This window comes from Streptomyces coeruleorubidus (assembly GCF_028885415.1).
In the GTDB taxonomy this organism is placed as follows: Bacteria; Actinomycetota; Actinomycetes; order Streptomycetales; family Streptomycetaceae; genus Streptomyces; species Streptomyces coeruleorubidus_A.
This window is the reverse complement of the sequence record NZ_CP118527.1, coordinates 2,272,372-2,286,049: the sequence shown is the minus strand read 5'-3', so window position 1 is coordinate 2,286,049 and position 13,678 is coordinate 2,272,372. Positions and strand designations below refer to the sequence as shown.

At 69.5% G+C, this 13,678-nt stretch carries 11 protein-coding genes and 1 pseudogene; 6 read left to right on the top strand and 6 right to left on the bottom strand.

From position 1 onward, the window contains the following. Position 1 precedes the first annotated feature (1 nt). Genes PV963_RS10635 through PV963_RS10625 form a run of 3 tightly spaced genes read left to right on the top strand, consistent with a single transcriptional unit; the run spans position 2 to position 3,432 of the window. Positions 2-1,030, top strand: coding sequence for a pectinesterase family protein (locus PV963_RS10635; protein WP_274815398.1), 1,029 nt, complete (start codon positions 2-4; stop codon positions 1,028-1,030). Beyond that, positions 1,023-2,288, top strand: coding sequence for a pectate lyase family protein (locus tag PV963_RS10630; RefSeq protein ID WP_274815397.1), 1,266 nt, complete (start codon positions 1,023-1,025; stop codon positions 2,286-2,288). The genes PV963_RS10635 and PV963_RS10630 overlap by 8 nt, the downstream gene beginning before the upstream one ends. Continuing rightward, on the top strand, positions 2,275-3,432 hold the full coding sequence (locus PV963_RS10625; protein ID WP_274815396.1) for a dienelactone hydrolase family protein: 1,158 nt from the start codon (positions 2,275-2,277) through the stop codon (positions 3,430-3,432). The genes PV963_RS10630 and PV963_RS10625 overlap by 14 nt, the downstream gene beginning before the upstream one ends. A gap of 3 nt (positions 3,433-3,435) precedes the next feature. On the opposite strand, the gene PV963_RS10620 is transcribed toward PV963_RS10625, so the two are convergent. Beyond that, a complete protein-coding gene (locus PV963_RS10620) occupies positions 3,436-5,643 on the bottom strand; it encodes a family 43 glycosylhydrolase (protein ID WP_274815395.1) in 2,208 nt (735 codons plus the stop codon). Positions 5,644-5,890: 247 nt separating this feature from the next. Here PV963_RS10620 and PV963_RS10615 point away from each other — a divergent pair, with 247 nt between their 5' ends. Together PV963_RS10615 and PV963_RS10610 are read left to right on the top strand one after the other, a co-directional pair. Then, positions 5,891-7,045: a right-handed parallel beta-helix repeat-containing protein gene (locus PV963_RS10615; RefSeq protein ID WP_274815394.1), complete on the top strand. Its 1,155-nt coding sequence runs from the start codon at positions 5,891-5,893 to the stop codon at positions 7,043-7,045. Between the two features lie 220 nt (positions 7,046-7,265). Next, the gene (locus PV963_RS10610; protein WP_274815393.1) at positions 7,266-8,507 is read left to right on the top strand and encodes an erythromycin esterase family protein; all 1,242 of its coding nucleotides are present in this window, start codon (positions 7,266-7,268) and stop codon (positions 8,505-8,507) included. Positions 8,508-8,585: 78 nt separating this feature from the next. On the opposite strand, the gene PV963_RS10605 is transcribed toward PV963_RS10610, so the two are convergent. The 5 genes and pseudogenes from PV963_RS10605 to PV963_RS10585 all read right to left on the bottom strand — a co-directional run bounded on the left by PV963_RS10605 (position 8,586) and on the right by PV963_RS10585 (position 11,912). Beyond that, the gene (locus PV963_RS10605) at positions 8,586-8,822 is read right to left on the bottom strand and encodes a transposase (RefSeq protein WP_274821993.1); all 237 of its coding nucleotides are present in this window, start codon (positions 8,820-8,822) and stop codon (positions 8,586-8,588) included. Further along, positions 8,820-9,269 (bottom strand): annotated as a pseudogene (locus PV963_RS10600) (transposase); the annotation flags it as partial. The pseudogene PV963_RS10600 and the gene PV963_RS10605, both read right to left, overlap by 3 nt. 278 nt (positions 9,270-9,547) lie before the next feature. Next, on the bottom strand, positions 9,548-10,381 hold the full coding sequence (locus PV963_RS10595) for a pectate lyase (RefSeq protein WP_274815392.1): 834 nt from the start codon (positions 10,379-10,381) through the stop codon (positions 9,548-9,550). 83 nt (positions 10,382-10,464) lie between these two features. Beyond that, entirely contained in the window at positions 10,465-11,310 is an 846-nt protein-coding gene (locus tag PV963_RS10590) for a hypothetical protein (protein ID WP_274815391.1), read from the bottom strand. After that, positions 11,307-11,912 (bottom strand): SigE family RNA polymerase sigma factor, encoded by a 606-nt coding sequence (locus PV963_RS10585; protein ID WP_274815390.1) that lies wholly within the window; start codon positions 11,910-11,912, stop codon positions 11,307-11,309. The genes PV963_RS10590 and PV963_RS10585 overlap by 4 nt, the downstream gene beginning before the upstream one ends. Before the next feature lie 269 nt (positions 11,913-12,181). On the opposite strand from PV963_RS10585, the gene PV963_RS10580 reads away from it, so the two are divergent. Beyond that, a complete protein-coding gene (locus PV963_RS10580; protein ID WP_274815389.1) occupies positions 12,182-13,639 on the top strand; it encodes an NCS2 family permease in 1,458 nt (485 codons plus the stop codon). The last annotated feature ends 39 nt before the right edge of the window (positions 13,640-13,678 follow it).

Genomic DNA, 13,678 nt, shown 5'->3' with positions numbered 1-13,678 from the left:
GATGCGCCGACGCACTCTCCTGCTCACCGGCGTCGCCGGCGGCCTGACCGCCGCCGGCTCCCGGCCCGCCTCCGCCGCGCCGCGCCGCCGCGTCCTGCACGTCCGCCCCGGAGGCTCGGTCCAGGCGGCCGTGGACGCCGTCGACGGGCCGGGCTGGACGGTCGTCGTGCATCCGGGGACGTACCGCGAGGTCGTGAACATCCCCGCGCACAAGGCCGGGCTGACCCTGTGCGGCGCCACCCGCGACCCGCGCGATGCCGTCATCGTGTACGACAACGCAGGCGGCACGAAGAAGCCCGACGGCACCACGTACGGGACGGCGGGTTCCGCGACCTTCACCTCGGCGGCTCCCGGCCTCACCGTCCGCGACCTCACCCTCGCCAACGACTGGCTGCGCGCCGACCATCCCGAGATCACCGGCACCCAGGCGGTCGCCGCGTACCTGACGGGGGACCGGTCGTCCTTCGACAACGTCCGCTTCCTGGCACACCAGGACACCCTCTTCGTCGACACCGGCGCGCTGGACGCCTTCGACCGGCAGTACTTCCGACACTGCCACATCGAAGGCGACGTCGACTTCGTCTTCGGGCGGGCGACCGCCGTGTTCGAGCAGTGCCACTTCCGCACGCTGGCACGGGACGTGGACTTCACACCCAAGGGCATGGTCTTCGCGCCCTCCACGGCCCGGGCGAACCCGTACGGCATCCTCGCCGTCCGCTGCCGTATCACCTCCGGCGCCGAGGACGGGGCGTACAAGCTGGCCCGGCCCTGGGTGCCGTCGTACGAGACCACGGCCTGGCCGTCGCTGGTGGTGCGGGACACCTGGCTCGGCCCGGGCATCGACGCGGTGGCCCCGTACACCGACATGCGCGAGGCCTATCCCTGGCAGTCGATGCGGTTCGCCGAGTACCGCAACACCGGGCCGGGGGCCGCCCTCTCCGTGCCCGAGAACCGGCCCCGACTCAGCCGCGCGCAAGCAGCGCTGCACACCAAGGAGACGTACCTCGGCGACTGGCGGCCCTATGCGTAGGGCCGCGGCGCTCCTCCTCGGTCTCTGCCTGCTCTGGCCGGCCTCGCCCGCCTCCGCCGCCGAACGCGCCCCCGTCGGCTGGGCCTCGACCGGCTCCGGCACCACCGGCGGGGCGGGCGGCAGGACCTGGACGGTGGACACCCGCGCCGAGCTGAAGACCGCCCTCGCGAACGGCGGCGCCCCCACCGCGCCCAAGGTCATCCGGGTCGTCGGCGACGTCTCCGGGCACGAGGCGGACGACGGTTCCCTGCTCGGCGAGCAGGACTACGCGCCCGGATACGACCTCGGCAAGTACATGTCCTGCTTCGGCGAGGACGGTGCCGCCTGGTCCGACACCCGCTTCGACCACTGCAAGCAGCAGCGGCAGCTGCGCCAGACCGGGTCGAACAAGGAGAAGGCGCAGATCCAGCTCACCGTGCCGAGCAACACGACCCTCGTCGGCGTGGGCCGCGACGCCCGGCTGCTCGGTGTGTTCCTGACGGTCAACACCGGCAGCAACATCGTCGTGCGGAACCTGCACCTGGAGGCGCCCGTCGACCACTTCACCAGCTGGTCCCCGGGCGACGGCACACGCGGCAGCTGGGACGCCCGCTTCGACGCGCTGACCGTGATCACCGGCAGGAACATCTGGATCGACCACTGCACCTTCACCGACGGCCGGTTCCCCGACCGCGAGGCGCCCCTCGGCTTCCACGGCGAGCGCGTCCAGCGGCACGACGGGCTGCTGGACATCGAGGACGGCTCCGACTTCGTCACCGTCTCCGACAGCCGGTTCGAGGATCACGACAAGGCGGTCCTGATCGGCTCGGGCGACGGACGCGGCGACCGGGACCGGGGGCACCTCAAGGTGACCTTCGTCCGCAACCTGTTCAGCGGCATCGTGCAGCGCGCCCCACGCGTCCGCTTCGGGCAGGTGCACGTCGTCAACAACGTCCACCGTGGGCAGGCGCCGCTCTACGCCCTGGGCGTCGGCGTGGAGTCCGCGATCTTCTCCGAGCGCAATGTCTTCCGGTATCCCGGGGGAGGGCCGTCGCTCGCCGTCGCGGACTACGGGGGTGAGCGGTTCCGCGACACCGGCTCCTGGTTCAATGGCCGGCCCGCCCGGCTGAACGACGTGGCCGGCGGTCTCGGCCTCGGGACCGACGTCGGCTGGGATCCCGCCGATGTCTACGACTACCGCGCCCTGACGTCCCCGTCGGCGGTCGAGCGGTACGTCCTGCGGCACGCCGGAACCGGGAGGTCGTATGGGCACCCATGAGCCGCTGGGCCGACGGACGTTCGTGGTCGGGGCGAGCACGGCCCTGCTGGCCGGGGGAACGGTGAGCGGGGCGGAGGCGGCGGTCGTGGACGGTCCGCTGCCCGACTTCCACCCGGCGCTGAAGGACGCCCTGACCTTCCCGCTCGCCTGGGGGAGATCCCCGATCCGCGACTTCCGCGCCTGGCGGCGTGCCGCCCGGGCCACGGTCGAGGAGCACCTGCTCGTCGAACGGCAGGACGAAACGCCGTACGCCCCGCAGATCGGCGGACGTGCCCAAGGGGAGGGTTACACAAGGGAGTTGGTCACCGTCTCCCTCACCCGCTACGAACGGGTGCGCGGCGCCCTGCTCACCCCGCACGGCGAGGGACCCTTCCCCGCCGTGCTGCTCCTGCACGACCACGGGGCCAGGTTCGACATCGGGAAGGAGAAACTCGTCCGGCCCTGGTACGACGACACGCGTCTCGCCTCCGCCCGGGCCTGGGCGGACAAGTACTTCAGTGGGCGGTTCGTCGGCGACGAACTGGCCCGGCGCGGCTATGTGGTGCTGTGCCTGGACGCGCTCGGCTGGGGCGACCGCGGCCCGCTCGCCTACGAGCAGCAGCAGGCCCTCGCCTCCAACTTCTACAACCTCGGCTCCTCGCTCGCCGGGCTCATGGCCCGGGAGGACCAGCGGGCCGCCGCCTTCCTGGCGGGACTCGACCGGGTGGACGCCCGGCGGGTCGCGGCCGTCGGCTTCTCCATGGGCGCCTACCGCGCCTGGCAGACCGCCGCCCTCAGCGACCACGTCGCGGCCGCCGCGAGCGTGTGCTGGATGACCGGGCTGAAAGAGATGATGGTGCCCGGAAACAACACGCTGCGCGGGCAGTCGGCGTACTACATGCTCCACCCGGGGCTCGCCAGGCACCTCGACATCCCCGACGTGGCGAGCATCGCCGCGCCCAGGCCGATGCTGTTCCTCGACGGCGGGCTCGACACCCTGTTCCCGGCCGAGGGGGTGCGGGTGGCGTACGACAAGCTGCGTGCCGTCTGGCGGTCGTGCCACGCCGAGGAGCGGATACGGGTGAAGACGTGGCCGGAGCTCGGCCACGTCTTCACCCGCGAGATGCAGGACGAGGTCTTCAGCTGGCTCGACGACGTCCTGTGAGGCTCATCGCCGTACCGGCTTGATGCCCTCCAGCGTCGGAACCACCGGCTTGATGCTGCCGTCGGCCGCGAACTCCATGCGGTCGATGGTGGTCTCGCGGTGCATGCCGTCGCCGCCGGGCCTGCCGGGGCCGTTGAGGGCGAAGCGGTGGTAGACCATGTACCAGTCGTCGGTGCCGGGGGTGTTCACCACCGAGTGGTGACCGGTGCCGAGGATGCCGTACTCGGGCCGCTTCTCGAGGATGGTCCCGCGCTTGGTCCACGGGCCGAGCGGGGACGGTCCCGTCGCGTACGCCACGTGGTAGTTCTCGCTGCGGGTGTCGTCCTCCGACCACATGAAGTAGTACGTGCCCTTCCGCTTGATCACGAAGGAGCCCTCGCGGAAGTTGTCCGGGGTGATGTCCTGCACCTTCGACGCGTCGAAGGACACCATGTCGTCGTTGAGGGGCACGACGTACCCGCGGCCGTTGCCCCAGTACAGGTAGGCCTGGCCGTCGTCGTCCGTGAAGACCGACGGGTCGATCATCTGGCCCTTGAGCGATCCGCCCTTGGCGACCAGCGGCTTGCCGAGCGCGTCCTTGAAGGGACCGGCGGGGGAGTCGGCCACCGCCACGCCGATCTGCTGCTCGGCGCAGAAGTAGAAGTAGTACTTGCCGTTCCGCTCGGCGATCGCGGGCGCCCAGGCGTACTTGTCGGCCCAGGTCACGTCAGGCCCGAGGTCGACGATGACGCCGTGGTCCTTCCAGTGGACCAGGTCCTTCGACGAGTACGCCTTGAACTTGGTGCCGCTCCAGCCCTGGAAGCCGTCGGTGGTGGGGTAGATCCAGTATCTGCCGTCGAGGTAGTGGACGTCGGGGTCGGCGTTCAGGCCGGGCAGCATGGGGCTGCGGGTGCGGACCGCCTCGACCGTCCAGGTGCGCTTGGTGCCGTCGGCCGCTGTCACGGTGTACTTCTGCGGCGTGCGGAAGTCGCGCCGGGTGCCGGACTTCGGGCTCAGCGTCGTGCCCTTGCCCACCCACAGCTTCGGGGCGAGGCCGCGCAGATCGGCGCCCGGCTCCATCGGCAGCACGACCTTCGAGGCGCTGTCCGTGACGATGGAGTAGCCCTTCTGGTGCTTCGCGGTCGCGTCCACGACCGAGGTGGGCGTCGACGGGTACGCCGCCAGCAGCCGGTCGTACTCCGCCTGCGTCACCGGGAGCACCGTGCCGTGCCGGGGGCTCGCCGGGAGCTGGTAGTCCGTGGAAGGGGTCCACTTGCCCGAGGCCAGGTCGGTGGTCTCGAACGGGATGTAGCCGCGGCCGCCGTACTCGTCGATGAACAGGTACCACTTCTTCTCGGTGTTCGACTTGAACACCGTCGGACCCTCACCGCGGTCCATCGCGCCCTTGCCGATGCAGTCGGCCACGAAGTCGTACTTCGTCGAGGTCAGGGACGTCGACTTCTCACCGGTGATGAACTTGGAGCAGGGGCTGGAGGAGCTGGGGTCCCGCTCGTCCTTGGTGTAGCGGTAGTACTCGTCCTTGTACTTCACGACCGTGGAGTCGATCACCGAGTAGCCGGGGTCGTTCCAGATCTTCGGCTCGCTGAAGGTGCGGAAGTCCTTGGTCGTCGCGTACATCATCTTGTTGTACGTGTTGCCCTTGTGGTCCGGGTCGTCGTCGGCGTACAGCTTCGACGCCCAGAAGACGACGTACTCCCCGAGCTCGTCGTCCCAGTAGGCCTCCGGGGCCCAGGTGTTGCCCGCGTTGTCCGGGGAGACCTTCACCAGGCGCTGGTCGGTCCAGTTGACCAGGTCGGTGGACTCCCAGACCATGATCGACTTGCTGCCGTGCCGCTGGACCTGGTCCCAGCTGCCACTGGAGTTCTTGTACATCCGCAGGTCGGTGGCGATCAGGTAGAACTTGTCGCCCTTGGGGGAGCGGATCACGAACGGGTCGCGCAGGCCCTTCTCGCCGATCGTCGACGTCAGGACCGGCTTGCCGGCGTTCAGCTCACGCCAGTGCAGCGCGTCGTTGCCCCGGCTGAGGGCGTAACGGATCTGCTCGCCGTCGGCGGTGCCCTCGCCCGTGAAGTAGGCGAAGAGGTAGCCGGCGTACTTGGACTGCTTCACGGGTGGTGCTCCGGAGTCCGCGGTGCTCGGTGGCGCGGTGAGAAGGGTCAGGAGAAGGCCGGTCAGGGCCAGGAACGGCAGCAGGAGCGTGCGGGGGCGCATGACACTTCCTGTCGGAGTCTGGGGGATTCTGTTGACTAGCGGCCTTCGGAGTTTCACCGCACGGGGACAGGGCGTCAACGGGTGTGCATGAGGCCGGTGGTTCCGAAACTTTCGCAACCTCGGGCACGCCTGTGCACGTGACGGCGGCAACCCTTTCGCGGTACGGCGGCGACTGCTGGTCGGAAACGGGCCGGAGCGGGCCCATCCGAACCGTTTCCGTCCCCATTCCCCAGGAAAGGAACGCTCCGTGCTGCTCAGCGCAGGACGCCACCGCAGGACCCGTACGCTCACCATCGCCGCCGCGGTGGCCTGCGCCTCGGGGGCGGGCGGCGTCTATCTCGGGCTCTCGGGCGGCGGCGCGCAGGCCGCCTCGTCGACCGTCACCGTCTCCACCGCGGCCCAGCTCGAAGCGGCCGTGAAGAACGCCACCGCGGGTACCACCATCCAGGTCCGCGGCGGCACCTACCATCCGGCCGCGACCCTCAAGTCCACCGCCAACGGCACGAGTTCGGCCCGCATCACCCTGCGGGCGTACGGCAGCGAGAAGGTCCGCATCGACGGCTCCAAGCTGCCCGACGGCTCCTGGCTGGCCGCCATCCACGGCGACCACTGGACCGTCGAGAACCTCGCCTTCGTCAACTCACCCGCCCAGGGCTTCGTCGCCACGTCCTCCGCCGGCGGCGTCTTCAGGAACCTCGTCACCGCGGACAACGGCGACTCCGGCTTCACCCTGCGCGGCGACGGCACCACCGGCAACCTCGTGCAGAACCTGGACAGCCACGGCAACTACGACCCGGCCGGCCACGGCCAGAACGCCGACGGCATCGCCGTCAAGTTCGGCTCCGGCACGGGCAACAGGATCACCGGCGCCCGGCTGTTCAACAACTCCGACGACGGCCTCGACCTCTGGCAGTTCTCCTCACCGGTCACCGTCGAGCACTCCTGGGCCTTCGGCAACGGCGAGAACCGCTGGAAGGACCCGGCCTTCGAGGGCAACGGCAACGGCTTCAAACTGGGCGGCGGGGGAGCGTCGGTCGCCCATGTCGTCAACAACAACGCCGCCTGGGACAACACGCTGCACGGCTTCACCGAGAACTCCAACACCGGCGCCATCGCCGTGAACCGCAACACCGCCTACGCCAACGCCCACAACGGCTTCTACTTCGCCACCGGCAAGGCCCGCCTCGGCAAGAACCTCGCCGTGAGCGACAAGGCCGGGCCCGCCGAGCTGGGCTCCGCGGCCGTCTCCGCGGGCAACAACTGGGACAGCGGCGTCGCCACCCCGCCCTTCAGGTCGACGGACGCCACAAGCGCGTACGGAGCGCGCCGGGCGGACGGCTCCCTGCCCAGGACGACGTTCCTGACGACCGGCTCGACGACCATCGGCTCGACGATGGACTAGGGGGTGTCCGCCGAGCGTGCGCACACGACGACGCCCCCGCCGGTTCGCACGACACTGTTGGCGAATTCAATCCGTCGCGTTGTGCGTAGCACTGCCGTGCGGGCCTTCCCGGTGAACTTTGCCGCCGGGGTGGGGGGTGGGCCTGAGACGGCCTTACTCACTGAGTGCATGACGGCATGGGTAGTGTCATCGGGCGTGGCGGCGACGGAGGGGGAAGGTCGTGTCTGATGAGGTGACGAGCTGGTTGGCCCGGACCGCTTTACCCCTGAGCGGCCTGACCGCGGGCGTGTCCACTGCTGACCTCCAGCCACTGAAGAGCTTCCTCGTTGGCGTGCGGATCGTGGGCTTGGGGGAGGCCACCCATGGGACGAGCGAGTTCTTCCAGCTCAAGCACCGCCTGCTGGAGTTCCTTGTCGAAGAGATGGGATTTTCGGTCCTGGCCATGGAGGCCAGTGCATCGGCTGGCCCAGCAGTGGACGCCTACGTCCGCCAAGGCGTTGGTGACGCCGCGGGGGTGCTGGCCGGGCTGGGGTTCTGGACCTGGCGGACCCGTGAGGTGCTCGGGATGATCGAATGGATGCGCGAGTACAACCGGGGGCGCCCAGAAGACCAAAAGGTGCGCTTTGTGGGTATCGACCCGCAACAGTGCGGCGGCTCCCTGGCCGTGCTCGAATCCTTCCTGCGCAAGGTGGCACCGGATCGCGAGGCCGGACTTCTCTCCCCGCTCCGCGTGCTCGCCAAGGCATATCCGGGATCGCAACCTGATCCTCAGCGGCGCCTGGTGCAGGATGCAGAAGAACTGCTGGGGTTCCTCCGTGAACGCGGCCCCGGAGTGGCCGACGCACTCCGGCATGCCCGAATTCTGGTGCAGGCCGCCGACTTGGTGACGCGAGCCAGGCAGCACACGGACCCGGAGCAGACCGTCTTCGCCGCACGCGACCGGTATATGGCCGAGGCCGTCGGGGAACTCCTCAATGATCCATCCACCAAGGTCGCCCTCTGGGCTCACAACGGGCACATCACCAAGAGCCGTCACGGTGGCGCGGTACCAGCGATGGGGCAGCACCTGCATACACGTTACGGCGACGCCTACTACGCACTCGGCCTGCTGTTCGGCAGCGGCTCCTTCCGCGCCCGTCGGATGTGGCCCGGCCCTTGGTCGCGTCCCCGAGCCAGCGCCCTCGTCACCAACCGGATCGGCCCCGCCCGCCCGGACACCGTGGAAGCCCAGCTCGCCACCGCCAGTCCGGGCAACCATCTCGTGGACCTGCGCAGCGCAGCCAACGCGCCGAGGGCAGTACGGGAATGGCTGAACGGTCGGCATCGCATGCGAAGCTTCGGCGCCGTGGTGCCGCGCTGGTTTTATCGCTTCAACCTGATCCCTGCCTCCCTGGCCGAGGAGTACGACGGACTGGCCTACGTCGCAGTGTCGACCGGTTCCCAGCCTCTCCCGACCTCCTAGCCCTCCATTTCCCGGCCGGAGCAAGCTCAAGAGCAGTCTGCGGAGGCAACGCGGACCGCTGATCCGCTGTCACAGCGGCTACGCAGTAGGCCGGAGAGCTGCCAGGTGAGATATACGCGTGCGGGCTCGTGGGGTTTTGGCCCACCAGGCATTGAGGCGATGAAAGTTCATCGCGGTGGCGGTGAGCTGGTGCTGTAGCTGGGCCTTGGCGAGACCGTGATAGCGGCATCGCCGCAGGCCGAAGGCTCGCACCCCCTGGGAGATCGTGCCTTCGACACCGGCCCGGTGTGCGTACTGTTCCTTCCACTCCGGCACGATCGTTGAGTCCGTGCGCGCACGGCCACCGGCCTTGAGCAAGCCGTGCTCCGCGGCGGACTCAAGGACCCGGTCCAGGATCTCGACCCCGGCGTCTCCTGCGATCAACCGGTCCCTGAACTCGGTGAGAACCGAGTGATCGAACCCCGGATCGGCCAGTTCCAGCCCCAGCAGATACTTCCAGTCCAGCCGACCGCGCACCGCGTCCGCGGCCTGCCGGTCCGACAGGCCCTCGGCGAACTGCATGACCGATACGAGCGCCAGTCTGCCGGGCGACCACGCCGGCTTCCCCCTACTCGGATACAGCCCGGCGAAGTCCGCGTCCAAGAACAACTCGCCCAACTCATCACGGATCCGCATCCCCAGACTGCCCTTCGGAAACGCAGCCCGCGCCACCCGCGCCGTCTCCTCCCGGACCCCGTCGATCTTCCTGACGTGCAACGACACCGACACCCTCCCCAAACACAACGTCGGCCTTCACGACCACAACGGGGCATGAGGACCGACGTCACGTTCAGCCCAGGATTCGCCAACAGTGTCGTTCGCACCGGCGGGGGCGTTGCTGCCGACCGGCCGAGGGGGGCTCGGCCAGGGCTGTTCGACCCTCCGGAGGGGGGCTCCGGAGGGTCGGGGGTGCCGGGACGTCCGACTGGGGGCCCGGACATCCGGCAGCCGGCCGGCCCGAGGGGGATTCGGGCCGGCCGGAGCTCACACGTGCTGCGGCATCACTGGTAGCTGATGTCCGAGGCCTTGAACTTGCAGGTCTTGCCGTCCGGCCCGGGCGGGGTCAGCTCCTTGGGCTCCTTGCCCGTGTTGTTGCCCTCGAAGCGCACACACGTCTTGATCTTCTTCTTGCTGTCGCCGTGGATGCGGATCTTCGACAGCGTGGCCGTGTCGCCGTAGTTGGCGTTCACGCCGACGATCGAGTTCATCGGCGCGGTGACGTCGATGTCGTTCAGCACGACCGTGCGCTTGTACTGCGTCCCGCAGTTGCCGCAGGAGCGCACCAGCTTCCCGGCGTTCTGCACCTGGAAGCCCGACACGTTCAGCGTGCCGGCGCCGTTGAACTGCAGCACCTTGTCGTCGGCGTTCTTCGCGCCGCCGCCGATCACCTTGTACACGGCCGACGACGACTTGCCCTTGAAGCTGGCCGCGTCCTCGCCGACGTCCGTCCACCACACGTTCTGGAGCGTGCAACTGCCCTTGCAGTGCACACCGTCCGCGGCCGGGGTGCCGATGATGACGTTCTTGAGGACCGCGCCGTCGGCCAGCTCGAAGAGGGGGTCCTGGCCCTCGTCCTGGCTGTCGCCGCCGAGCGCGCCGGAGCCGTAGAACATCTTCATCCCGCCGTCGCGGACACCGGAGACCGGGATGGTCTTCGACACGGGCGTCTTACCCTTGTCCGTGGGCCAGGAGGACGCGGCGCCCGCGGTGGACAGCATCGACGTGGTGACGACCGCCGCTCCCGTGATGCCGAAGGCGGCTAACCCGGCGATCACCGCCCGCCGCTTGGTGACCCGGCGGCGATGGCGGACGCGCTGTTCTGCTGGTGCAGTCATGTACCGATTCCTAAATGGGGGGTGTTCTTGCGCCTGGTGGTCGCCACCCGTGAGGAAAGGGTTGCCGCGGCTTCAGGAATTTTTCACGAGTCGTCGTCGGCGTCGTCCACGGCCGCGAAACCGCCGCCCACGGACAGCCGCTCGGAACCGGCCGCGGCCGTCACCGCGTAGCGGTCGGCGCCGGCGTCACGGCCGCCGCGCTCGTGGTCGAACTGGCCCGCGAACACCCACTCGCCCGCCGGGACCTTGCGGCCCTCCTTCAGGGTCCAGGTGTAGACGAGGAAGCCGTCCCGCTCGCCGACCGTGAGCGTGAAGTCCTGCTCGGGCAGCGACCGCCACGCTCCCGCGTCGGAGACCCCGCCGGTCTGGGCCACGCGCAACCGCACGGTCAGCGCGGTCAGTTCCTCGCGCGTCTTGATCGTGATGTTGCTCTGCGCCCAGAAGTCGTTGCTGTGCGGGTCGACCGAGCCGTCCGACCACAGCGGCCCGTCCTCCGTGGCGGCGGGCGGCCGCCCGGTGACGGAGGTGCTCGGCGTCCGCGAGGGCGGCGGAGCGGACTCGCGGCGCTCCGGCGGGGCGGACGGCGTGGGATCCACCGGCGGCGCAGGGGCCCGGCTCGTCGCCTCCGGCGACGGCGTGGGCGTCGGCGACGTCGCCACGTCCTGCTGCGGCGGGGCGGTCTCCTCCTTCACCGCGGACGCGACCGCGTAACCGCCCACCGCCAGCACACCCGCCACCGCGGCCGTCGCACCGGCCACCCGCATCCACCCGAACACCGGCGGACGCGTCGCCCGGTGGCCGGAGCCGGCCGGACCGGCCATGCCCCGCTCGACCCGGGCCAGGATCTGCTCCCGGTCGGGCTCGTGCGTCCCGGCCGCCTCGTGCAGCCGGGCGCACAGCTCCTCGTGCACGTCCCGCCGCATGGTCATCGGTCCCTTCCTCCGCCCTCACCGGTGCGCGTCCGCAAGCTTTCCACGACCGGCGAGCACTGGGGAGCGCCCACCGCCGCGTGCATCCGCTGCGGTACTCCCCGTGTGCCCAGCAACCGCTGGAGTTCGGCCATTCCCTTGGAGGTCTGGCTCTTCACCGTACCCACCGAGACGCCGAGGGCGAGTGCGGTGTCCTTCTCCGAGAGGTCGAACGCGTGCCGCAGCACCACACAGGCCCGCTTGCGGAACGGCAGCCTGCGCAACGCCTCCTGGACGTCGACCACGCCCGCGACGTCCGGGTTCTCGGTGTTCTCCTCGCGCTGCGACCAGAACAGGGCGATGCGCCGCCGCTCCCGCACGGCGCTGCGGATCCGGCTGCGGGCCAGGTTGGCGACCACACCGCGCGCGTACGCCGCCGGATGGTCGGCCGCGCGCACCCGGTCCCAGCGGTGCCACAGCGCCAGCAACGCGTCCGCCGCCAGGTCGTCGGCGGTGTCCGACTCGCCCGTCAGCAGGTAGGCCAGGCGGGACAGCTCGGCGTAGTGACGCTCGAAGAAGGCGTGGAACTCCACGGAGGCGGCGTCGTCGACGACTGTGCCCACGGGCGACCTCTCCTCGCAGCGGCTTCGGGCACTCCCGGCCGGGGGCCCGGTGAGTGTCATGTAGATGACATGTGATCATCCGGGGGAGGTCCGGACGAGATCGGGAAGCGTAGCAGCGTTCTCAGGATGGTTCGTACGGAGCTTCGAACGGCGTATGGCGGGCCGGACTCTGATTCCGTAACACGAAGAAAACCTGAACGTGGTTCAACACGGGAACAATCCAGCCAGCATCCGCACACCGATCACCCAGGCACCGAGGAGCACCAGTCATGTCCGAATCGCAGAAGGTGGCCGACCGGCCCGACGCCGCACCACCCGCGGTGAACAGCGTCGACCGGTTCTTCAAGATCTCCGAGCGGGGATCCACCTTCGGCCGTGAGATACGCGGCGGCTTCGCCACGTTCTTCACGATGGCCTACATCCTTGTCCTGAATCCCATCATCCTGGGCAGCGCGAAGGACAAGTTCGGGCACCAGCTGGACGCCGTCCAACTCACCACCGCCACCGCCCTGGTGGCCGCGGTCATGACGATCATCATGGGCGTGGGCGGCAACCTGCCCCTCGCGCTCGCCGCCGGACTCGGCCTGAACGCCGTGGTCGCCTTCCAGATCGCCCCGCTGATGAGCTGGGACGACGCGATGGGCCTGATCGTCCTCGAAGGCCTGCTGATCTGCGTGCTCGTGGTGACCGGTCTGCGCGAGGCCGTCATGCACGCCATACCCCAGCCGCTCAAGCAGGCGATCAGCGTCGGCATCGGCCTGTTCATCGCCTTCATCGGCTTCGTCGACGCCGGGTTCGTCACCCGCATCCCGGACGCCGCGAACACCACCGTGCCGGTTCAGCTGGGCGGCACGGGAACGCTCACCGGCTGGCCGATTCTCGTCTTCTGCCTCGGCGTTCTGCTGACGATCGGCCTGCTCGCCCGCAAGGTCAAGGGCGCCATCCTGATCAGCATCGTCACCATGACGGCGCTGGCGATAGTGATCAACTCCACAGCCGACATCAAGAGCTGGGGCCTGACCACACCGTCCTGGCCCGACAAGCTCGTCGACGCCCCCGACTTCGGACTCATCGGCGACTTCGACCTGTTCGGCGCCTTCAGCGCGCCCGGCGTCGGCGTCATCACCGTCGTCCTGCTGGTCTTCACCCTGATCCTGTCCGACTTCTTCGACACCATGGGCACGGTCGTCGGCATCAGCGCCGAGGCCGGCCTGCTCGACGAGGAGGGCAAGGTCCCGAACCTCGGCCGGGTGCTGCTGATCGACGGTGCCGCGGCGGTCGCGGGCGGCGCGGCCTCGGCCTCCTCGGCGACCTCCTACATCGAGTCCGCGGCCGGCGTCGGCGAGGGCTCGCGCACCGGCTTCTCCAACCTGGTCACCGGCGGCCTGTTCGGCCTGGCGCTGTTCCTGACCCCGCTGCTCACCATCGTCCCGCTCCAGGCGGCCGCCCCCGCCCTGGTCGCCGTCGGCTTCCTGATGATGACCCAGGTCAAGCACATCGACTGGGACCGCTACGACATCGCCATCCCCGCGTTCCTCACCATCGCGGTGATGCCGTTCACCTACTCCATCACCAACGGCATCGGCGCCGGCTTCCTCGCCTACGTCGTCATCAAGACCGTGCTCGGCAAGGCCAAGGAGGTCCACTGGCTGCTGTGGGGGACCTCGGCGCTGTTCCTCGTGTACTTCGCGATCGACCCGATCGAGCAGCTCCTGGGAGCCAAGTAGCGCGAAGGGCCGCCCCCGGGGGGAAGGGGGCGGCCCATC